The organism is Marinibactrum halimedae (genome assembly GCF_021234875.1).
GTDB classification, from domain to species: domain Bacteria; phylum Pseudomonadota; class Gammaproteobacteria; order Pseudomonadales; family Cellvibrionaceae; genus Marinibactrum; species Marinibactrum halimedae.
Window position 1 is genome coordinate 1 of sequence record NZ_JAJQVM010000045.1, and the last position, 19,348, is coordinate 19,348.

Here is a 19,348-nt window from a genome sequence, read left to right on the forward strand (position 1 = left end):
CTTGGTTTTCGGCGCCACGGTTTGCAGGCTTTTATCCAGCCACTCTTTTAATTTGGCCACAATCGGCTTGGCTTCCTTTTGTCGAAGGGCGTGGCGCTGATCCGGTGGCTCTTCTTTGATTTTCTTTTCAATCGCGTACAGTTTTTGAATATAGGCTAAAGCTTGATCGGATTTTCCGGTTTTCCCCTTTTTTTGCAGGGCTTGAGCTTCTTTAAATTTTCTTCGAGCGTGTGCCCAACAGCCTAAACGCGTAATGCCATAGTCATTGCAGGCTTTTTGATACCCTTCGTAACCATCCACCATAATGGCATGAGTGTCTGAGCTGAGTAATTCAAGCGGTACTTGTTGCCCTCGGTGATCGGCATAATGAAAAACACTCGCCGAGTGCGAACCGGTATGGTTCATCACCCACATATAGCTTTTGCTTTGCGCATTTTTACCCGGCTCGTCCAATACTTGTAGGGTGGTTTCATCCATATGAAGGAGCGGTTGTTGATGCAAGTGCTCGATTAATAAATTAATCAGCGGCTGCACTAATTTTCCACACTGAATCATCCAGTTCGCCATGTTGGTTCGATCCAGATGAATACCAATACGCTTAAACATCTCACTTTGGCGATACAGGGGTAAGGCATCCGCGTATTTTTGCGTGGCGATAAAAGCCAATAAGCTGGGGCTGGCAATGCTTTTTTCGATGGGCTGTTTTGGCTTGCTTGCCGTCACGATGTGTTGGTCGCAACAAGGGCAAGCGTATTTTAAACGACGGTGGCGAATGACTTTAATTTTAGCGGGAATGATTTCCAGTTGCTCATGATCTTCACTGCCGATGTTTTTGAGTGTAGCGCCATCGTGTGGGCAGGTTTTTTTCTGCTCAGGAAGATCATAAATAATGTCTTCACGGGGAAGACTATCTGGAATACTGACGCGAGGTTTGCGTGTACGAGTATGACTTTTGACTTCTGTCGTTGTCTCTTCGGGTGTAAGCTCGTTATCTTCCGCTTCAATTGCCTCAGCTTCATTAAATAAGCCCAATTGATTAGGAGGGGTTTTTTCACTGGAGGGGGCAAAACGCTGACGGAGCAGATGTTGAATCTGCTCACTGAGAACGGTATTTTTTTCTTTTTCAGCGGCTAATGCTTGCCGCAATAAATCATTTTCTTGTTGTAACGCTGCGACTGTTTTCATGCAGCAATTATACAATAATGACTAGGCGACGTGTGAGTATTTTAATGTTTGATGAGGTTGTATTTTTTCGAAGTCAACGCCACGAAGTAGCCAAGACCATTGCTCATGGGTAATAGAAACCGTGTCCAATGAATTTTTCTTGGGCCACTTGAATTTATCTTTCTCCAATCGCTTTTGCCACAGCGCAAAACCGGTGTAGTCCCAATACAATACTTTTATCTGGTCGCGTCTTCTATTGCAAAATACGAACAAAGCGGATTGATAGACATCCAGCTCCATTATATCGCTGACGATGACAGATAGACCATTAATGGCTTTGCGAAAATCGACGGGATTTCGATGTAAATAAATCGGAGTAGAGTGAGTCCATTCAATCATATCAGCGATTTCACTAAGGCAACGAGGTTGGGTGTGGGCATGGTGGTAGGGCAATGAATCTTGCATTGGCCTATTTCTATGATGAGATTGTTCAAGGGCTGGGGCTGTGTGGGTTCTTTATGGGGTTGTACGACCACAGTTGCAAAAGCTTGCTTTGCTTGAGCTTTCTTTCGTTCGGACAGTTTGATGCTGAAATATTTAGGGTTGACGTTGTGTTGCTTGCAGAATTCCACTTGGGTTAGCTCAGATTTTTCGAATTCTGACAAGAGGTGAGGCCAGTTGTAACGGCGGTATTTTGGCATGGTAGTCTCCTTTGGGTGGAGACAGTAGGTTATTGGTTTGGAAGGTGGGGTTGTAGGAGGTTGTTGGTTTGGCGTTTACTGATATTCTGCGCCAACTTCATCAGCGTGTTTACGATAATTCAGGCCCAAGGCGATATGATGAAAGCCTGTACCTGCCGGGCTTAGTAAGTCATTATATGTTAATTTTACATGATAAAGAGGGCTGGCTTGAGCAATCAGCGTGGCCAGTGTGTCGTAGCCAAATTGTTGGTATAACTGAATGGGACTACCCGGCTGATTCAGCATTTTCGTTAAATCTATTCCTGCAATCAGGCCACCAAAGTCATGGATTACTGCAATGGTATGTGGTTTTTCGTTAATGTTTGTACTGGCTAGAGTAATGCCGTTTTTTAAAGGGATAATGGTTGAGTTTGTTTTTGTATTATTGATTAATTCGTTTGCTTTTATTAATGGTGTAGAGATGAGTAAAAGAAAACCTAACAATAAGTGCTTCATTACTCACCTCCAAATCGATAAAAAATACCCATACCAACAAAATATTGGTTATTGCTGCCATTGCGTACAATGGGGCTGTCTTTGGCTTTTCCTATTAAGTGTGTTGCCCCCAAGCGAAGAAAAGCACCCCATTGTGGGTTGATGAAGAGCCCAATATTTGTATTCAACGTAATGTCTTTAAACGATGCGGTTGCCGTGTATTGATCGTATCCAGAGTTAAACGCATCTCTTGGATTCACGCCAAAATAGGTATTCATATAATTGTCATTGGCATAGCTGGATTCCAGCTCAAATTCCAATCGCCAAGGGATCATCATAGGTAGCGTATAGATCATACTGGTTGTGGCGTAAAAACCATCGTGAACATTGGAGGCATCCCCAAACAAGGCAAGTTGGTATTCAAGATTATCGCCATCGAAGAATACATTGTTTTGCTGATGTGCAGCGTAGCCACCTACATTGATGCCGAAATCTATTTCTTCAAAAGTGTCTACTTGCGCGTTCTCTATATCGCTATCGCGACCAAAAGCCAATTCAGCTGTGGCGCCAAATTGCCAAGCGCTTTCTTGATAAATAGGAGAACGAAATGTTAATCCTTCTATTTCAATCTTTTGATTCAAAATTTTGAATTGTGAAACGACCATTGGGACGACTGTACTATCTTCGCTACCTTGGTATTCAGGAAGTAACGCTGGGCCAAGAATGAGAAAACCATTCTCTTCAGCAACCGCCATCGTGCTTACCGATAGGCAAAATGGTAAGATCAAATAGATGAAACAAGTTTTTACGCTTTGATTTATCATAGTAATTTCACTTGATGGTTTCATACGGGAAGTCTTTATTTTAAAGAGATAAAATGGATAAAAAACTCGCATTCATACCACCTTGGTAGCCTATGAAAAAAACACAATATTCCCTTAAAAAACAACCACTTCAAAAGCGCTCGGTGTTTTTGGTTAACAGCATTAAAGAGGCGGCTACTCGCATTTTGAAGGAAAAAGGGCTTGAAGGATTTAATACCAATGTGGTGGCAGAGTACGCGGGTGTCAGTATTGGTTCTTTGTATCAATACTTTGATTGCAAAGAGACATTAATTGCTGAGATTAAACGAGAACACTTTGCTCAGCTTCGAGGTTTCTTTCGAGAGGCACAAGAAAATTTAGTTACCAATGACCTTAAAGAGTTGGTTGATGCGTTTATTGAGGCCAGTGTGAAAGGTCATCAAGTTGACCCGATTTTACATAAAGTATTAAGTCAGGATTTAGTGGATTTTGGCCTCAAAGAAAAGGATAACCCTGATGGCTCTATCCTTTCCAATGTAAAAGCAGCACTACTGGCTTATCAAAATCAACTTCGTCCCAACTTGGATATTACTACGGCAGCAGAGCTGGTTTACTACCTAGTTGAAAAAACGGTGCATGAAGCGATTATTAATGAGCAAGAGAGTACTAAGCAGTTGGCAATAATAAGTGAGTTAAAAAAAGTGGTTTTGTCTTACCTCAGAGACGATTGAATTTCGGTGAGTTGAGGGAGAGGTTACATCACACACAGACAGTAAACTAAGAGTATGTGTGGTGCGTATCTATGAGTGTATTCATGCCAGTTCAGTGGAAAGTCTTTTGAGTGGAAAGCCTCTTGAATCATTCATACTCCAGTACCCCAACCGAAATAACCGGTGAGCGCCATACCACCGGCATTATGTGGTTCACCAATGATTTGCGATTACACGATAACGCTACCTTGCGGGCGGCGGGGCAGCAGTGCGATCAGCTTGTTTGTGTTTATGTTGTGCAGTCTGAGCCATCTCATCATCAGCAATTGGCTCGGCAGCACCAGCGAATCGAGTGTGGCTTACAGGGGGTAGGCCGAAATCGATTACGGCAGCAATTCGAGCAGGAAAGCCTAGGCAGCTTATCTCATGGTTTGCGATTATTGGGGCAAGAACTGCTTATTTTACAGGGGGCGCCCTTAGAAATAATCGCTCAATGCATTCAACAGTATCGAGCAACGGCGGTGTTTTCTAGCGTTAATGCCGGTTGGTATGAAAATCAAACTTTGTATCAATTAAAGCAGCATTACCCTCAGTTGGCGTTGCATCGCTATCACACTCATACACTGTTTGAACCCGCCCAAGTTAACTTAGAACGTGGGTTTGCACAGACGTTTTCGAAATTTCGACGACAAATGGAATCAGTCGGTACGATTGATGCCAAAGCGCCGGTGTCTAAATTGCCCCCGTCTCCCATTTTTGATCAGAGCGCCAATAAGCAAGGTAAAAATAAAGGCGTCAACGCAAATTATGTTTATATTAAAAGCAAAGAAGATGTGAATTCGCCAGGTCTTTATTCTTCGTCTCTTGTTTCTTCAGAGGAAAAATTTACCGGAGGGGAGTACGCTGCACTGGATCACATCAGTGCGTATTTTGATACGAAAAAACGTCTGCCCAGCCAGTATAAATTAGTGAGAAATGCACTCGATGGATGGGAACATTCCACCAAGTTATCCGCGTGGCTTGCCAACGGTTGTTTATCCGTAAGGGAAGTCGTCAAAATACTTGAAGAATACGAAGGTATTTGCGGTGCCAACGAGTCTACGTATTGGATTTATTTTGAATTATTATGGCGCGAATATTTTCAATGGTATGCCCATTATTACGGTTTGTATTTATACCGCTTCTCGGGCATAAAAAAGAAAAAGCCCCTCACCAGTTTTTATCCACAGCGTTTTCAACAGTGGTGTGAGGGCACTACGCCCTTTACTCTTGTGAATGCGTGCATGATCCAATTAAAAACAACGGGTTATCTCTCTAATCGAGGGCGGCAAATTGTCGCCAGCTGTTTTGTCAATGAATTAAATTTAGACTGGCGTTATGGTGCGGCGTATTTCGAAAAGACACTGATTGATTACGATGTAGCGGCAAATTGGGGGAATTGGCAATATCTGGCGGGCGTAGGTGCAGACCCAAGGGGCAAGCGACACTTTGACCTTAAAAAGCAAACACAACAGTACGACCCAGATGGCATCTTTCAGAAAAAGTGGGCCACTAACGTTACCGATAACAATTTGATATTAGATGCGGTAGATGCCGCAGATTGGCCGCTCGACCCTGATTCAAATCGGGCCTCATTATGACAGCAGAGCATGGCTCTTCGATCAGTGTGGTGTGGTTTAAACGAGATTTGCGCCTGCAAGACCATGCGCCTTTGCAAGCGGCTTGTGCTGCCAATCGTCCAATTATTCTGTTGTATGTTTTTGAAACCCTTTTTGTCGATGACTTACATTACAGTGAGCGACACTGGCATTTTGTTTGGCAATCTCTAGAGGCAATGAATCAAGAGTTGCAAAGCTATGGTGGTCGTATTTTATGTTTATTCGGTAATGCGCTGGAAATTTTCGATCAACTGCACCAACACTTTTCTATTCACACACTCTACAGCCATCAAGAAGTTGGTCTTACCAACACATTTGTCCGCGATAAACACGTTCTGCAATGGTGTAGAGACAATGATGTTATTTGGGAAGAATACCCCTATGCAGGTGTGATACGAGGGGCAACTCATCGTCAGCATTGGGATAAACATTGGCAAAAAACCATGCGAGCCCCCTTGGCCGCACCCAACCTCAGCCAAGCGCATTGGCAGCAAGGCAGTGAATCGTTTTTTACCCCTTTTATTCCACCGCCTTTATGGGCTCAATCGGAATACAATGAATTTGCGTTAATGCAACCCGGAGGCGAGCTTTGTGCATGGCAAGTGTTGCGCAGCTTTTTTTCTGAACGAGGGCAGTCTTACGCTTTTCATATTTCTAAACCAGAAGCCAGTCGTGTGCATTGCTCTCGCTTATCGCCTTATTTGGCGTGGGGTAATTTAAGCCTTCGGCAGGTGTATCAAACGTTATTGTCGCACTGGAAGCAACCGGGGTGGCGTCGGTCACTGTCGGCGTTTTCGTCTCGATTGCATTGGCATTGTCACTTTATTCAAAAATTCGAAAGTGAATGCGAAATGGAACTTCGACACATTAACCGGGGTTATGACGAATTTCCTTTTCGAGATGATGATAAGGTTGAAAAACACTTGATTGCTTGGATGGACGGTAACACAGGCTATCCTTTAGTGGATGCCTGTATGCGATGCTTACAGCACACCGGTTATCTCAATTTTCGTATGCGAGCCATGTTGGTGAGTTTTTTAACCCATTATCTGCTGATCGATTGGCGTTTGGGTGTTTGTCATTTGGCTCAGTTGTTTTTGGATTTTGAGCCGGGTATTCATTATGCGCAGTTCCAAATGCAAGCCGGGGTGACGGGCATTAATACCATTCGAATTTACAACCCCATAAAACAATCCAAAGAGCATGACCCAGAGGGTGAATTTATACGTTGTTGGGTGCCAGAGTTGGATGCTTTGCCCGCTGAAGTTATTCATGAACCCTGGTTAATTACCGCGATGGAAAAGGCCATGTTGGGTCTTGCGGATATCGATTACCCGCCTCCGATCGTCGACCCAGAAAGCGCTGCAAAAGAGGCTCGCGAGCTGTTGTGGGCTTGGCGTAAAAATGCGTTGGTGGAAGAAGAAAAGCAACGCATTATCGCGCGACATGTTAGAACTGACAAACGTAAAACTCCATCGAAGCGCACATCGTCTTAATCGTCACGTAAATACAATGAAAATACTATCGTCCTACCGCACCTTACGTTTGATCCTCGGAGATCAGCTGAATGCCTCTCACTCTTGGTATAAAGAAAAAGATAAAAGCGTTTTGTATTTAATCGCCGAGCTTCGACAAGAAACCGATTATGTGGTGCATCATATACAAAAAATCAGTGCATTTTTTGCAGGCATGCAACAATTTGCACAAGCACTGAGCGCATCAGGCCATCATGTTTTGCATCTAACGCTCGATGACACCACTTCTTATACTCAGCAAGGTGCTTTAACCGAATTGATACAGGATACCTGCCAACACTACCAAATTTCCCATGTTGAATATCAACAACCGGATGAATACCGTGTTGAACAACAGCTTTCGCAATACGCAGAAAGCCTTTCTGTATCCTCAGAGGGCGTGAATAAAGCGCGTTATCCAATGTGTTGTGACTGCGTAGAGTCAGAGCATTTTCTGAATACTCGGAAGGAATTATCTCAGTATTTCTCACCCGGCAAACGTTACAAGATGGAAGTGTTTTACCGAAAAATGCGTCAAAAATGGAATGTATTAATGGTCGATGGAAATCCAGAAGGCGGTAAATGGAACTTTGATGCGGATAATCGAAATAAATTAAAAAAAGCCGATATAGCGGATCTGCCAGCGCCGTTGGTGTTTTCGAACGAGGTAACCAAGATCGTTCAGCGTATTGAAAAGCATAAAATTAACGTTATTGGCACGATTGAACCTATATCAGGAAAAACAAAAGAGGCTTTGGAAAAGCCAAACTATCAATTGCCATGGCCCATTAACCGCCAGCAGAGTCTGCAATTACTCCACTTTTTTTGTAACGTGTGCCTGCCTAACTTTGGTCGATTTCAAGATGCGATGACCTGCGAATCACCCCATCAATGGAGTTTGTATCATTCTCGCTTATCTTTTTCATTGAACGCCAAAATGCTTCACCCCAAACAGGTTATAGATGCGGCGGTTGAGGCCTATCGTCAATCTCATCAAGAGCCAGACATTGAACAGAAGATAACGCTTGCCCAAGTAGAAGGTTTTATTCGTCAGATTCTGGGTTGGCGTGAATTTGTACGAGGGCTCTACTGGGCCAATATGCCGCAGTATGAGCACGTGAATTATTTTTCTGCATCGCGCTCTTTGCCATCGTATTTTTGGGATGCGAATACAAAGATGAATTGCATTCATCATGCGGTGCAGCAGTCGCTCGATTACGCTTATGCGCATCATATTCAACGGTTAATGATTACCGGTAATTTCTGTATGTTAGCGGGCATTCGCCCCGAAGAAGTCGATGAGTGGTATTTGGGTATTTATATTGATGCGTTGCAATGGGTAGAGTTGCCCAATACGCGGGGCATGAGTCAATTCGCAGATGGCGGATGGCTGGCGACCAAGCCCTACGCGGCCAGTGGCAGTTATACGAATAAAATGAGTGATTACTGTAAAAGTTGTTTTTATTCGGTAAAAGAAAAAACGGGTGAAAAGGCTTGCCCCATCAACAGCTTGTATTGGAATTTTATTCATCAACACGAAAGTGTACTCAAAACAAACCCACGTATGTCAATGATTTATCGGGTATGGGAAAAGATGAATGAGAGTGATCGTGTTGGGATTTTGGAAAGGGCGAGTACTCTTTTGCAAGCGTTACCGAAACTTTAGCTATAAGAATCAACTTTGGTTTAGCTATGTAGGGCCTCCGCTTCCTCTTTAGTAATATATTTTCTTTGTTCTGATCCGTCTAATTTTTGCTCAATAATATAATATTCATCAGTCTCTATATCTTTATAAAGTGGTGTTATTCCCGCGTCCAAACTCTCTTTTTTAGCTTGCTTCCCTGCTTCTGTTGCTACGCTGGCAATCTCATCCAATGAAAAATCTCTTTTTTCACTCATAACAAATACTTCACAAATAACCTATCTATAGGTGATTCTGTATGATAAACCACTATAATTGATACAATGATCCAATATATTTATTTTAGGTTTGATTAAATTTTTTAGCGTTATAGGCACTCGTCATCATTGGATTTTTTTTGTATTTTTTCAGCAAGTTTTTCTACAAATTGATCTGTATCTTGCGTTTCATCTAAACTAAATCGATCAGGGACATTTTTTTGTTCAGTGGTTCCACGCTGGGTGTATTCGCAAAAAGCGACCATTTCTTCATACAGTTCAGTTGGAACTGCATAAAATAAGGTTTCATTATCAGATGTGATAGCAATAGCATCGTCGACAACTTGAGCTATTTCTTCGACGGGGTTGGCTTTAAATTTTTCTATCGAAATAGTGCGAGTACAAATATTTTTTTGTGGCATGTTTACCTTTATATTTCTATTTGTATCTAAAAAATCAGATTATTGAGTATACAAAAACAGAAACACCCTTATTCACTAAAGTGAGTTCAATAATAGGTTCTATTTCTTCCCAATGACCTCCTGCAAGGCCGCACCCTATACGGGGCATATGAATGCTTGCTCCCAGCTTTAACGCATATGATCCAATGGTGGATAGTCCGGTTTCAATGGCTTCATAGCGAATGGGAGCAGGGGCGTTTTTATTTCTTGGTGAGCGTATGCCGTGTTGTCCGATTAGGTTAGCGACTGTGATTGAATCGCTGACGGAAACAAATTGCACATCACCCAGTGATGGTTTGGGTTCAGTCTTAAAGGCCTCTTTGTAAGTTTGTTCTGGTTCTGCCCAGCGTTGACTGAGTGCTAAAACAAACCCTCTTCCCCATCGACCAAGGTCATTACAAACATGAACAATCACCTGCTGACCATCGCCAGCAGGTTGTGTTGCATCGCCTTTTAAAAATTGAATTGGCATTGTCGTAAAAATTAGGAAGTTCTATGTTTGTTTTTTAAATCCCTCATAACATCCCAACTGTCTTTTTGGGACTTTTCCAAAATTTCAGCCAATTTAGCGTTCTCTATGGCTTGTTTTAGAATTTTAGGGTCCATTTTTTTATCGAGTTCATCTAATGGTATTGGTTGCTTCTTAGCCATTCTTATTCCCCCAAATACTCATCCTTCAACTTCACATAATTATTGGCCGAGTAAATAAAAAACTTCACTTCCGACTCTTTTAGCGGGCGTACGGCTTTGGCGGGGCTGCCCATGTAGACGTAGCCAGACTCCAGTGTTTTTCCGGGAGGGACGAGGGTGCCTGCGCCGATGACGACTTCGTCTTCGATGATGGCGCCATCCAATATGGTGGCGCCGATGCCAACCAATACCCGATCGCCTATGGTGCAACCGTGAAGTGTGGCGCCGTGGCCGACGGTGACGTCGTTGCCGATGGTGAGTGGCCAGCCGTCTTCGTTAAACGGGCCTGCGTGCGTGATGTGCAATGTGCTGTTGTCTTGAATGCTGGTGCGGGAGCCGATACGAATTCGATGCATATCGCCGCGAACGACGGCACAGGGCCAAATGGAGGTGTCGTCGCCAATTTCTACATCGCCGATGACGACAGCGGCGTCATCCACGAAAACTCGCTCCCCGAGTTTGGGAGTGTGGCCTTGGTAGGTACGAAGGGAGGAGGGGGTTTTCGTTTCACTCATAAGTTATCTGCTCGTCGTTGGTTGTTTGTAATACTGGTTGTTATGGCGCGTTTTTATGGCGCTGTTATGGAGTCGCTATGGCATTCGATGATCACGAAAGTGTGGCTTGGGTGTATCATGAAGGCAATAACCGATAGCGCTTTTCTGCTTTTGGGTACTTATTACACAGAAGGTGATTACTTTTATGTCTAACCCCTTGTTGTCTCATCATACATTGCCCCCTTTTAAAGAATTGGCCGCAGAACATGTGGAAACGGCAATTCATCAACTCATTGAGGATAACGAGAAAGCGTTGGAGTCGTTGTTGGTATCCACGCCAAACCCGACATGGGAGAACTTTGTCGCGGTATTAGAAGCGGACGATGATCGTTTGAATCAGGCTTGGTCGCCGGTCTCGCACCTCAATAGTGTGAAAAATAATGAGGCGTTGCGTCAGGCGTATGAAACGTCGTTGGCGGCGTTATCGGCTCACTCGACCAAGCTTGGGCAACACAAAGGGCTGTTTCAGGCGTATCACTCGCTTAAGAGTGGGGACAGTTTCTGTGGCTTGTCTCAAGCGCAACAGAAAACCATCGATAACGCATTACGGGACTTTCATCTGGCCGGTGTGGATTTACCTGATGAGCAGCGTCAAGCCTTTGCGGATATTAAGCAGCGTTTATCGAAGTTATCCAGCCAGTTTTCCAATAATGTGCTGGATGCTACTCAAGGGTGGCATAAGCACCTTGAAGACACCGCTCGATTAGCGGGAATGCCAGAAATGAGCATCGCTCAGGCAGAACAAGCGGCCAAGGCGAAGGGGTACGAAGGGGGGGCGGTGCTTACGCTGGATATTCCTTCCTATCTTGCGGTAATGACCTATGCCGATGACCGAGAACTTCGCGCAGAAATGTATCGCGCCTACACCACTCGTGCCTCCAGTGAGGGAAAGAAAACCGATGGTGAGTCTGCGTCTGAGTGGGATAATGCGCCACTGATCGAAGAGACCTTATCGTTGCGTCACCAAATGGCGGAGCTGCTCGGGTTTGAGAATTACGCCGAGTACAGTCTGGCTCGAAAGATGGCCGAGTCACCGGCGCAAGTTGAAGCCTTTTTGTTGGATCTCGCCCAAAAAAGCCGTGTGATGGCCGAACAAGATGTGGCGGCTTTGGAGGCGTTTGCCCAATCCCTTGGTATGGAAACTCTTGAAGCGTGGGATGTGGCCTATTGCTCTGAAAAACTAAAAGAGGCTCAGTACGCCGTTTCTCAGGAAGCTTTGCGCCCGTATTTCCCGGCGGAGAAAGTGATTGCCGGTATGTTTGAGGTGGTGGAGAAATTGTTTGGCGTAAGTGTACAGCGCGATGATGCTGTTCCAACATGGCACGAAGAAGCCCATTATTACCGATTGTACGGCGTGAATGACCAGGGTGAGCCTACCGAAATTGCTGGCTTTTACTTAGATATTTACGCTCGTGAAAATAAACGCGGCGGTGCCTGGATGGACGAGTGCCGTGTTCGTCGACGCACAGAAGAGGGGTTGCAATTACCGGTGGCGTATCTCACTTGTAATTTCACGCCACCCAATGGTGATACGCCCTCATTGCTCACCCACAATGAAGTGACCACGTTGTTCCACGAATTTGGTCATGGCTTACACCACATGCTGACCCAAGTGGACGTGGCGGCGGTGAGTGGCATTAATGGCGTAGAGTGGGATGCCGTCGAATTGCCCAGCCAGTTTTTGGAAAATTGGTGCTGGGAAGCGTCGGTGATTACGGAGCTGTCGGGTCATTATCAAACCGAAGAGAAGCTGCCTGCGGAGTTGCTGGAGAAAATGCTGGCGGCAAAGAATTTTCAATCGGCAATGCAAATGTTACGACAAGTGGAGTTTGCATTGTTTGATTTGAGATTGCATTGGCAGTATCAATCGGAAACCCCTGTACCGGTAGCCGACGTATTAGACCAAGTTCGCAAAGAAGTGGCGGTATTGATACCACCGTCGTTTAATCGATTTGAGAATGGTTTCTCACACATCTTTGCCGGTGGCTATGCAGCGGGTTATTACAGTTACAAGTGGGCAGAAGTGCTCTCAAGCGATGCGTTTTCTCTCTTCGAAGAAAATGGCATTTTTGATGAGGCAACGGGCCAGAAATTTTTACAAAATATTCTACAAAAAGGTGGAAGTGAGCCAGCAGCAACGCTGTTCAATGCCTTTCGTGGTCGAGAGCCTAATACCGATGCCCTGTTAAGGCACAGTGGCATCTTGGGTTGAGCGAGTGAGGGTTAAATGAACTCATTCAGAAAAGTAACCTTTATTTTTTGTGATCTGCGAGGTTAAGGGTCATGTCTGTTCAAACACCTAAGCGGTTTATTGCAGGCGCAGTTTGTCCACGTTGCTCTAGTATGGATACGATTCAAATGTATCGAAAAGAGGGTGTGGATTATCGGGAGTGTGTCAGTTGCGGGTTTAGTGATGAAATGCGTTTTAAAACATCCGTAAGAGAATTGGAAACTCGGGTAAATACACCCAAAGAAGTGAAAGAGCAGGAGACACAAGTGCTTCAATTTAAGCCGCTTGGTTCTAAATAAATTTTTTTAGTATCTAAATGTTCTAATTAACAATTCTATTTAATTGTTCTATGCAATTAATTGTTTTACTGAGGGTCGGGCCGATCGTACGGCCCAGACTAAAGTCCAAAGTTACAAACCAGAACTACCATCGAAATTAAAAGTCAGAACTACAAACCAACAAAGTCAATGTCCATATAGCAATCTTGTGAGAGACAGGGCCATGCGGCAACGGCGTTGGCTAAGGCGCTGGGTGTAATTGGGTGAACGTTGGCTAGCAAACTGCGTTCAAATTCTCGCATTTCCGACAACGTAAAGTGCACAACTTTATCCAGCTCGTTGGCAAATTCCTCGCCAATCAACGAGTGCATAATGATATTGGCTTTGCCGGTGTCGACCGGTGATATGGGTTCGCCAAAGTACAACGTACAACGATCATTTAACTCTTCGACGACTCGGTGGGCTAAGTAGGCTTTATGCAATAAGGCAAGGGTGGCTTCTGATAACTCATCGAAAGGTTCATTTAATCGCTCGCTATCCTCAATCAGAAAGTCAGCGGCCACATTTAAAAAGACATTGGTGTAACGCTCGATACCCGCTGATAGGCTTACTTCAATCAATGCTTCTAGGCAATCAGGCAGTTGTTTTAAGTAATATGTTAAAAATTTCAACAAACACCCTTCTTTATTCACACTCGTAATAATCACCATTGGGTGTAAAGAGTGACTGAACTGATTAGCTAAGCCAGCAAGCTCTCGTTTGAAGTATGTGTTTTTCCAGAGCCGTTCAATGAAATTACGTATGCTGGTCGCTTTACCTGCCAAGTGGCTCGGTGCACGAGAAGCATTGGATGCATCGATGTTAATAGCCGAGGAGTGGACTAGCCACTCATGATGTACATGCGGTTTGAACATATCCCCAAGAACCACTCTTTGTCGCTTGAGTTGAAAACAGCCACCCGATGAGATTTTAACGATTTGTTGGTCGTGTTTTTATTGACATTGTTTTTCGTTGTCGGGTGACACTGATAGTTATAGCGAATGCTTATCAATTACTTAAGGTTCGTAGCCATTTTGATGCAATAAAAGCAGCGATGACGCATACGCAAGCCTAATGTAAACGATTTCATGCACTAGATGCCACGTAAATATCGAGTGAGAACCCAAAATAACGAGATGCCACGAGCCCCATTAAAACAGGCGAAGGCGAGCCATAATCCATGATTGCCAAGAGGGTGAGTAACCCACCAGATGGGCAAAAACACGGCCAGTGCTGACACTAAAATCGTGTTTTGCATAGATTGGGCTTTGCCTAAACCGATAAAGATACCATCTAATTGATACCCCCACACACTGATGAGTGGCATGAAAACCACCCAACCATAAAAAATACTGGCAGTGTGTAAGACTTCTGGAATATCGGAGAACAGCGTCAATAGGGGCGACTTGAAGAGTAGAAAAAATGCAGTAAAACCCGCTGCCGTTGCAATCGCCCACAGGCCTGTGCGTTGGCACCCGACAATAATACTTCTGCGGTGATTTTGCCCTTGCGCCTTTCCAATCAACGCTTCAGCGGCGTGAGCAAAACCATCCAGGCCATAGGAGATGACTCCGACCAATTGCATTAACACAGCATTTGCAGCTGCGACTACTGTTCCTTGTTGAACACCCTGTTTTACAAAAAACACAATAACCAACAATAACACTGCGGTTCTTACAAAAAGAAAGCGATTTACGTTGAGAAATGTCGCGTAAGATTTCCAGTTGGTTAAAGCAGAATAAATTATCTGCCAGTGCTTTTTTTGCTCTCGTGATTTACCGTGCTCATCCAGTTTAGCTCGAATTTTTTTCAATGCCAGCCCTATAGCAATAATAGCGATGATAGAACCGGTCACTTCTCCTAACACGCTGGCAAGTGCAGCGCCATCACTGGATAGGCCCAGCTCAATGACAAACCACCAATCGAATAGCGCATTGCTGACATTCGTGGTAATTAAAATTAAGAGGGGGATTTTGGTATTTTGTCGCCCAATAAACCAGCCAATCAGTGCGTAATTAAGTAAAACAAATGGAGCAGAATAAATGCGGATGTCACAATAACTTCGGACTAAATCGGATAAATTACTGGGTAAGTTCATGGCATAGACCGACAGCGCCAGGAAAAGTGCTCTTCCCAATACCAAGATCACACCGAGTACCAATGCCAATGTGGCGCCTTGTATTAGAAGTGTTAATACGCCTTCATTATTTCTACGCCCTAGGGCATTGGCCGTTAAACCCGACATACCCATACGCAGAAAGCCAAAGCTCCAGAATAAAAAAGTGATTAGGCTGGCACCGGTGGCGACGGCGGCTAAGTATTCTGGGCTATCTAAATGCCCAAGAATGGCGGTGTCTACTATACCCACCATCGGTATGGATAAATTACTGATAATCATTGGCCAGGCTAAAGACCAAATCTGTTTGTGATTAGGCTCAATGGGCTGTAAAGAGGAAGAATTGGACAATGGCTTGGTCATAGACTAATAATTTTATGCAATATCAAATAAATTTACGCTTGAGGAATCGAAGTTAGCAGAGGGTAAAACGTTGACTTTTTATCTTCACTGTGGCCCTCTATAGTCCTGATCTTGAGTTTTGATCATGGATTTTGGCATAAATAATCACTGTCGATCCTGCTTATTTTGAATAGTGTACAGGTCAACAATGTTAGCGTCTGTAATAGATTGGGGTTATCACTGAGTTGATCTGTGCGGGCCAGATTGGTATTGAAATAAACAGGATGATCAAGAAAACTCAAAAGTTGATGTCCCATAAGATGTGAAAAATTAGAATAATAACGCATAAATAATATTCATAAATTATTAGCCACGATGTTGGCTAGCATGATTAACCGATATTCAAAAAAGAAAAAACGTCATCTGTTGTGATTAAGCTGATGTACGCGATGGTAACTTCTAGGTAGATTTCTGCTTGTGGTGTTCTCGCGACTATTGAAGTCTCACAGTGCGGTGTTGTATTTCTGTGTGAATAGGCTCAATTAAACTGCAGATAGGCATGTATTGCACACGGGGGCGTGTGTCTAACGGTGGGTATTCCTGTGAGACATGCAAAGGCTTGTTTTTCCAGAAGCTTGTGTAGTATCCCTTCTCCGATCGCAATAGTGTTCATGCTCTCTGTGGTTTGGCTATGTAATGAATGCATGGTGCTGAGTTAGGTGAAAAGCAGATCTTCCAAGAAACCAACCTCTGATTTTTGGCAGCGCACTTGCCTTTGAGTAAGTGTCAAATTCATTCTGAAAATCATTGGTATGGACGTGGTGTCTATTTTTAATAAATAGTGTTTTCGATAAGTAGTGTCTATTTCAATAATTTGTGGTCATGTTAACAAACATGACTGCATTCAATAATAAAAACGACACGGAGATTTGGGTGATGTACAAAAAGGCAATTCAGCAGTATGCCTGGCTGCTTGGCATGATGGTATGCACTCTAGCAAGCGTTGCTCTGGGTGCAACAGACTCTGTTGAGCGATGGGGGCTGAATATGACTGAAGGGGTAACCCCCTTGAGTAAAGAAATCTATGGTTTGCACATGCAGATTTTTTGGTGGTGTGTTGCCATAGGGGTTGTGGTATTTGGTGTTATGTTTTACACCATGATTGTTCATCGAAAAGAAAATGGTGCGAAGTCATCGAACTTTCACGAAAGCACTTCTCTTGAAGTGGCGTGGACGGTTATTCCCTTTGTTATTCTTATCATTATGGCATTTCCTGCCACCAGTAGTTTAATTAAAATTTACGATACTTCAGAATCTGAGTTGGATATTGTGATTACTGGTTATCAATGGAAGTGGAAATACGAGTACCTCAATCAGGGTGTCACTTTCTTTAGTAATCTCGCTACACCCAAAGATGAAATCTATAACCGGGTAGCGAAAAACCCCAACTACCTGTTAGAAGTCGATGAGCCGTTAATCATCCCAATCCATAAAAAGGTTCGCTTTCTCATTACCGCCAATGATGTGATTCATGCTTGGTGGGTTCCGGACTTGGCAGTGAAGAAAGACGCCATTCCTGGTTTTATTAATGAATCTTGGGCGTATGTGGAAGAGCCGGGTGTTTATCGCGGGCAATGTGCAGAGTTATGCGGTAAAGACCATGGTTTCATGCCCATTGTTGTAAAAGCCGTTCCTGAAAACGAATATGATCTTTGGCTTGCCGAGAAACGAGAAGTGGCTGAGAAAATTCGTGCATTGACAGAAAAAACGTTCACGTTTGATGAATTGTATGAACGTGGAAAAGTGGTATATGAAAAAAATTGTGTATCTTGTCATCAAGCCAATGGTGAAGGTGTGCCAGGTGTCTTTCCTGCGATTGCCGGCAGTGCAATTGCGACAGGTGTAGTGAACAATCATTTGGAGATAGTGGTTAATGGTAGTTCGAAAAATGTTGCTATGCAGGCGTTTCGAGATCAATTACCTGAGCCTGATATTGCTGCGGTGATTACCTATCAGCGCAATGCCTTCGGTAATAATATGGGAGACAGTCTGCAACCCATTGATGTGCTGAATTATAAAAATAAATAACCTGATTTTTTGATTTTTAAGAGAATCACGACGTAGCCGATTGGAATTTTTAGGGGAATCACAATGGCGCATGGTCCGGCAAAAGGCATAACCCGTTGGTTATTTACGACTAACCATAAAGACATTGGCAGTATGTATTTATGGTTCAGTTTTATGATGTTTTTTCTTGGGGGCATATTTGCATTAGTGATTCGGGCAGAATTATTTGAGCCTGGGTTACAAATTGTAGAGCCTGAATTTTTTAATCAAATGACCACTCTTCATGGATTAATCATGGTGTTTGGTGCGGTTATGCCAGCGTTTGTTGGCCTGGCTAATTGGATGATTCCCATGATGGTTGGGGCGCCAGACATGGCATTACCGAGAATGAATAACTGGTCTTTTTGGATATTACCGTTTGCCTTTGCCATGCTGGTTTCTACTTTATTTATGGAAGGCGGCGCTCCGAATTTTGGCTGGACATTTTACGCTCCTCTGTCAACCACTTATGCGCCTCCCAGTGTTACCTTTTTTATCTTTGCGGTTCATATTATGGGGGCCAGCTCCATCATGGGCGCCATTAATATTATTGCAACAATTTTGAATATGCGTGCTCCTGGCATGACGTTAATGAAAATGCCTTTGTTTGTTTGGACGTGGTTAATTACAGCATATTTATTGATTGCGGTCATGCCAGTATTGGCAGGCGTAGTGACCATGATGTTAATGGACATCCATTTTGGAACCAGTTTTTTTGACGCCGCTGGTGGCGGTGATCCAGTATTGTTCCAGCATGTTTTTTGGTTTTTCGGGCACCCTGAAGTTTACATTATGATTTTGCCAGCATTTGGCATCATCAGTGCCATTATCCCAACCTTTGCCCGTAAACCTTTATTTGGTTATGCCTCAATGGTGTACGCCACAGCCTCCATTGCCTTCTTGAGTTTTATTGTGTGGGCGCACCATATGTTTACTGTTGGTATTCCTTTGGTGGGCGAATTATTTTTTATGTACGCCACCATGTTAATTGCTGTGCCCACAGGGGTAAAAGTATTTAATTGGATAACGACAATGTTTAAAGGCTCCATGACCTTTGAAACCCCTATGCTCTTTTCTGTGGCGTTCGTTATTTTGTTTACCATTGGTGGATTTTCTGGGCTGATGTTAGCCATTGCCCCGGCTGATTTTCAGTATCACGATACGTATTTTGTGGTGGCCCACTTCCATTATGTATTAGTGCCGGGAGCGATTTTCTCTATTACGGCGGCGGTATATTACTGGTTACCGAAATGGTGCGGAAATATGTACAACGAGCTGATGGGGAAAACCCATTTTTGGTTGGCATTTATTGGTTTAAATTTAACATTTTTCCCCATGCACTTTGTTGGCTTGGCGGGTATGCCGAGACGCATTCCAGATTATGCATTGCAATTTGCAGATTTCAATATGATTTCCAGTTGCGGGGCTTTTTTGTTCGGGGCTGCACAAGTACTGTTTTTATTTAATGTCTTACGAACTATTACGGTGGGTAAAAAAGCTTCAGATGAGGTTTGGGAAAATCCTGAGGGCTTAGAGTGGTCAGTTCCTTCACCAGCCCCTTATCATACTTTTTCAACTCCACCAGAAGTTCGATAACGAAATAAGGTAA

At 43.7% G+C, this 19,348-nt stretch carries 20 protein-coding genes; 8 read left to right on the forward strand and 12 right to left on the reverse strand.

The annotated features are described in order from the left end of the window. The 5 genes from tnpC to LU351_RS18650 form a co-directional block, all read right to left on the reverse strand. On the reverse strand, positions 1 to 1,185 hold a 1,185-nt coding region (tnpC, locus tag LU351_RS18630; protein WP_232595610.1), incomplete at its 3' end, for an IS66 family transposase. Between the two features lie 21 nt (positions 1,186 to 1,206). Next, positions 1,207 to 1,563, reverse strand: coding sequence for an IS66 family insertion sequence element accessory protein TnpB (gene tnpB / locus LU351_RS18635; protein ID WP_232595611.1), 357 nt, complete (start codon positions 1,561 to 1,563; stop codon positions 1,207 to 1,209). Continuing rightward, positions 1,560 to 1,865: an IS66 family insertion sequence element accessory protein TnpA gene (gene tnpA / locus LU351_RS18640; RefSeq protein ID WP_232595612.1), complete on the reverse strand. Its 306-nt coding sequence runs from the start codon at positions 1,863 to 1,865 to the stop codon at positions 1,560 to 1,562. The genes tnpB and tnpA overlap by 4 nt, the downstream gene beginning before the upstream one ends. Positions 1,866 to 1,940: 75 nt before the next feature. Next, positions 1,941 to 2,360, reverse strand: a complete 420-nt coding sequence (locus LU351_RS18645) for a hypothetical protein (protein ID WP_232595613.1) — start codon at positions 2,358 to 2,360, stop codon at positions 1,941 to 1,943. Next, on the reverse strand, positions 2,360 to 3,094 hold the full coding sequence (locus LU351_RS18650; RefSeq protein WP_232595614.1) for a MipA/OmpV family protein: 735 nt from the start codon (positions 3,092 to 3,094) through the stop codon (positions 2,360 to 2,362). The genes LU351_RS18645 and LU351_RS18650 overlap by 1 nt, the downstream gene beginning before the upstream one ends. A gap of 161 nt (positions 3,095 to 3,255) precedes the next feature. Here LU351_RS18650 and LU351_RS18655 point away from each other — a divergent pair, with 161 nt between their 5' ends. The 4 genes from LU351_RS18655 to LU351_RS18670 all read left to right on the forward strand — a co-directional run bounded on the left by LU351_RS18655 (position 3,256) and on the right by LU351_RS18670 (position 8,690). Then, the gene (locus LU351_RS18655; RefSeq protein WP_232595615.1) at positions 3,256 to 3,873 is read left to right on the forward strand and encodes a TetR/AcrR family transcriptional regulator; all 618 of its coding nucleotides are present in this window, start codon (positions 3,256 to 3,258) and stop codon (positions 3,871 to 3,873) included. A gap of 122 nt (positions 3,874 to 3,995) precedes the next feature. Then, the gene (locus LU351_RS18660; protein ID WP_232595616.1) at positions 3,996 to 5,492 is read left to right on the forward strand and encodes a DASH family cryptochrome; all 1,497 of its coding nucleotides are present in this window, start codon (positions 3,996 to 3,998) and stop codon (positions 5,490 to 5,492) included. Further along, positions 5,489 to 7,006 (forward strand): FAD-binding domain-containing protein, encoded by a 1,518-nt coding sequence (locus LU351_RS18665; RefSeq protein ID WP_232595617.1) that lies wholly within the window; start codon positions 5,489 to 5,491, stop codon positions 7,004 to 7,006. Before LU351_RS18660 ends, LU351_RS18665 begins: the two co-directional genes overlap by 4 nt. Before the next feature lie 16 nt (positions 7,007 to 7,022). Then, positions 7,023 to 8,690: a cryptochrome/photolyase family protein gene (locus LU351_RS18670; RefSeq protein WP_232595618.1), complete on the forward strand. Its 1,668-nt coding sequence runs from the start codon at positions 7,023 to 7,025 to the stop codon at positions 8,688 to 8,690. Between the two features lie 20 nt (positions 8,691 to 8,710). Here LU351_RS18670 and LU351_RS18675 read toward each other — a convergent pair whose 3' ends face one another. The 5 genes from LU351_RS18675 to LU351_RS18695 form a co-directional block, all read right to left on the reverse strand. After that, a complete protein-coding gene (locus LU351_RS18675) occupies positions 8,711 to 8,923 on the reverse strand; it encodes a hypothetical protein (RefSeq protein ID WP_232595619.1) in 213 nt (70 codons plus the stop codon). Between the two features lie 110 nt (positions 8,924 to 9,033). Then, positions 9,034 to 9,345: a hypothetical protein gene (locus LU351_RS18680; RefSeq protein ID WP_232595620.1), complete on the reverse strand. Its 312-nt coding sequence runs from the start codon at positions 9,343 to 9,345 to the stop codon at positions 9,034 to 9,036. Between the two features lie 34 nt (positions 9,346 to 9,379). Beyond that, the gene (locus LU351_RS18685) at positions 9,380 to 9,856 is read right to left on the reverse strand and encodes a macro domain-containing protein (protein ID WP_232595621.1); all 477 of its coding nucleotides are present in this window, start codon (positions 9,854 to 9,856) and stop codon (positions 9,380 to 9,382) included. 11 nt (positions 9,857 to 9,867) lie between these two features. Further along, on the reverse strand, positions 9,868 to 10,035 hold the full coding sequence (locus LU351_RS18690) for a hypothetical protein (RefSeq protein ID WP_232595622.1): 168 nt from the start codon (positions 10,033 to 10,035) through the stop codon (positions 9,868 to 9,870). A 2-nt stretch (positions 10,036 to 10,037) separates the two neighbouring features. After that, positions 10,038 to 10,589: a gamma carbonic anhydrase family protein gene (locus LU351_RS18695; protein WP_232595623.1), complete on the reverse strand. Its 552-nt coding sequence runs from the start codon at positions 10,587 to 10,589 to the stop codon at positions 10,038 to 10,040. 184 nt (positions 10,590 to 10,773) lie between these two features. On the opposite strand from LU351_RS18695, the gene LU351_RS18700 reads away from it, so the two are divergent. Beyond that, on the forward strand, positions 10,774 to 12,840 hold the full coding sequence (locus LU351_RS18700; protein ID WP_232595624.1) for a M3 family metallopeptidase: 2,067 nt from the start codon (positions 10,774 to 10,776) through the stop codon (positions 12,838 to 12,840). A gap of 71 nt (positions 12,841 to 12,911) precedes the next feature. After that, positions 12,912 to 13,157, forward strand: coding sequence for a YheV family putative zinc ribbon protein (locus LU351_RS18705; protein ID WP_232595625.1), 246 nt, complete (start codon positions 12,912 to 12,914; stop codon positions 13,155 to 13,157). A 149-nt stretch (positions 13,158 to 13,306) separates the two neighbouring features. Here the strand turns inward: LU351_RS18705 and LU351_RS18710 are convergent, their stop codons facing one another. Together LU351_RS18710 and LU351_RS18715 are read right to left on the reverse strand one after the other, a co-directional pair. Beyond that, the gene (locus tag LU351_RS18710) at positions 13,307 to 14,050 is read right to left on the reverse strand and encodes a hypothetical protein (protein ID WP_232595626.1); all 744 of its coding nucleotides are present in this window, start codon (positions 14,048 to 14,050) and stop codon (positions 13,307 to 13,309) included. 218 nt (positions 14,051 to 14,268) lie between these two features. Beyond that, entirely contained in the window at positions 14,269 to 15,654 is a 1,386-nt protein-coding gene (locus LU351_RS18715; RefSeq protein ID WP_232595627.1) for an MATE family efflux transporter, read from the reverse strand. 915 nt (positions 15,655 to 16,569) lie between these two features. On the opposite strand from LU351_RS18715, the gene coxB reads away from it, so the two are divergent. Both coxB and ctaD read left to right on the forward strand, forming a co-directional pair. Next, a complete protein-coding gene (gene coxB / locus LU351_RS18720) occupies positions 16,570 to 17,721 on the forward strand; it encodes a cytochrome c oxidase subunit II (protein WP_416053972.1) in 1,152 nt (383 codons plus the stop codon). 63 nt (positions 17,722 to 17,784) lie between these two features. Next, complete coding sequence (gene ctaD, locus LU351_RS18725) at positions 17,785 to 19,335, forward strand: cytochrome c oxidase subunit I (protein WP_232595628.1); 1,551 nt, start codon at positions 17,785 to 17,787, stop codon at positions 19,333 to 19,335. Positions 19,336 to 19,348 lie beyond the last annotated feature (13 nt).

Bases quoted from the DNA above. Each gene is read 5' to 3' on its own strand.
- tnpB (WP_232595611.1), bottom strand. From the start codon at position 1,563: ATGATTGAATGGACTCACTCTACTCCGATTTATTTACATCGAAATCCC.
- tnpA (WP_232595612.1), bottom strand. From the start codon at position 1,865: ATGCCAAAATACCGCCGTTACAACTGGCCTCACCTCTTGTCAGAATTC.
- LU351_RS18645 (WP_232595613.1), bottom strand. From the start codon at position 2,360: ATGAAGCACTTATTGTTAGGTTTTCTTTTACTCATCTCTACACCATTA.
- LU351_RS18650 (WP_232595614.1), bottom strand. From the start codon at position 3,094: ATGGCGGTTGCTGAAGAGAATGGTTTTCTCATTCTTGGCCCAGCGTTA.
- LU351_RS18655 (WP_232595615.1), top strand. From the start codon at position 3,256: ATGAAAAAAACACAATATTCCCTTAAAAAACAACCACTTCAAAAGCGC.
- LU351_RS18665 (WP_232595617.1), top strand. From the start codon at position 5,489: ATGACAGCAGAGCATGGCTCTTCGATCAGTGTGGTGTGGTTTAAACGA.
- LU351_RS18670 (WP_232595618.1), top strand. From the start codon at position 7,023: ATGAAAATACTATCGTCCTACCGCACCTTACGTTTGATCCTCGGAGAT.
- LU351_RS18675 (WP_232595619.1), bottom strand. From the start codon at position 8,923: ATGAGTGAAAAAAGAGATTTTTCATTGGATGAGATTGCCAGCGTAGCA.
- LU351_RS18680 (WP_232595620.1), bottom strand. From the start codon at position 9,345: ATGCCACAAAAAAATATTTGTACTCGCACTATTTCGATAGAAAAATTT.
- LU351_RS18685 (WP_232595621.1), bottom strand. From the start codon at position 9,856: ATGCCAATTCAATTTTTAAAAGGCGATGCAACACAACCTGCTGGCGAT.
- LU351_RS18690 (WP_232595622.1), bottom strand. From the start codon at position 10,035: ATGGCTAAGAAGCAACCAATACCATTAGATGAACTCGATAAAAAAATG.
- LU351_RS18695 (WP_232595623.1), bottom strand. From the start codon at position 10,589: ATGAGTGAAACGAAAACCCCCTCCTCCCTTCGTACCTACCAAGGCCAC.
- LU351_RS18700 (WP_232595624.1), top strand. From the start codon at position 10,774: ATGTCTAACCCCTTGTTGTCTCATCATACATTGCCCCCTTTTAAAGAA.
- LU351_RS18705 (WP_232595625.1), top strand. From the start codon at position 12,912: ATGTCTGTTCAAACACCTAAGCGGTTTATTGCAGGCGCAGTTTGTCCA.
- LU351_RS18710 (WP_232595626.1), bottom strand. From the start codon at position 14,050: ATGTTCAAACCGCATGTACATCATGAGTGGCTAGTCCACTCCTCGGCT.
- LU351_RS18715 (WP_232595627.1), bottom strand. From the start codon at position 15,654: ATGACCAAGCCATTGTCCAATTCTTCCTCTTTACAGCCCATTGAGCCT.
- coxB (WP_416053972.1), top strand. From the start codon at position 16,570: ATGTACAAAAAGGCAATTCAGCAGTATGCCTGGCTGCTTGGCATGATG.
- ctaD (WP_232595628.1), top strand. From the start codon at position 17,785: ATGGCGCATGGTCCGGCAAAAGGCATAACCCGTTGGTTATTTACGACT.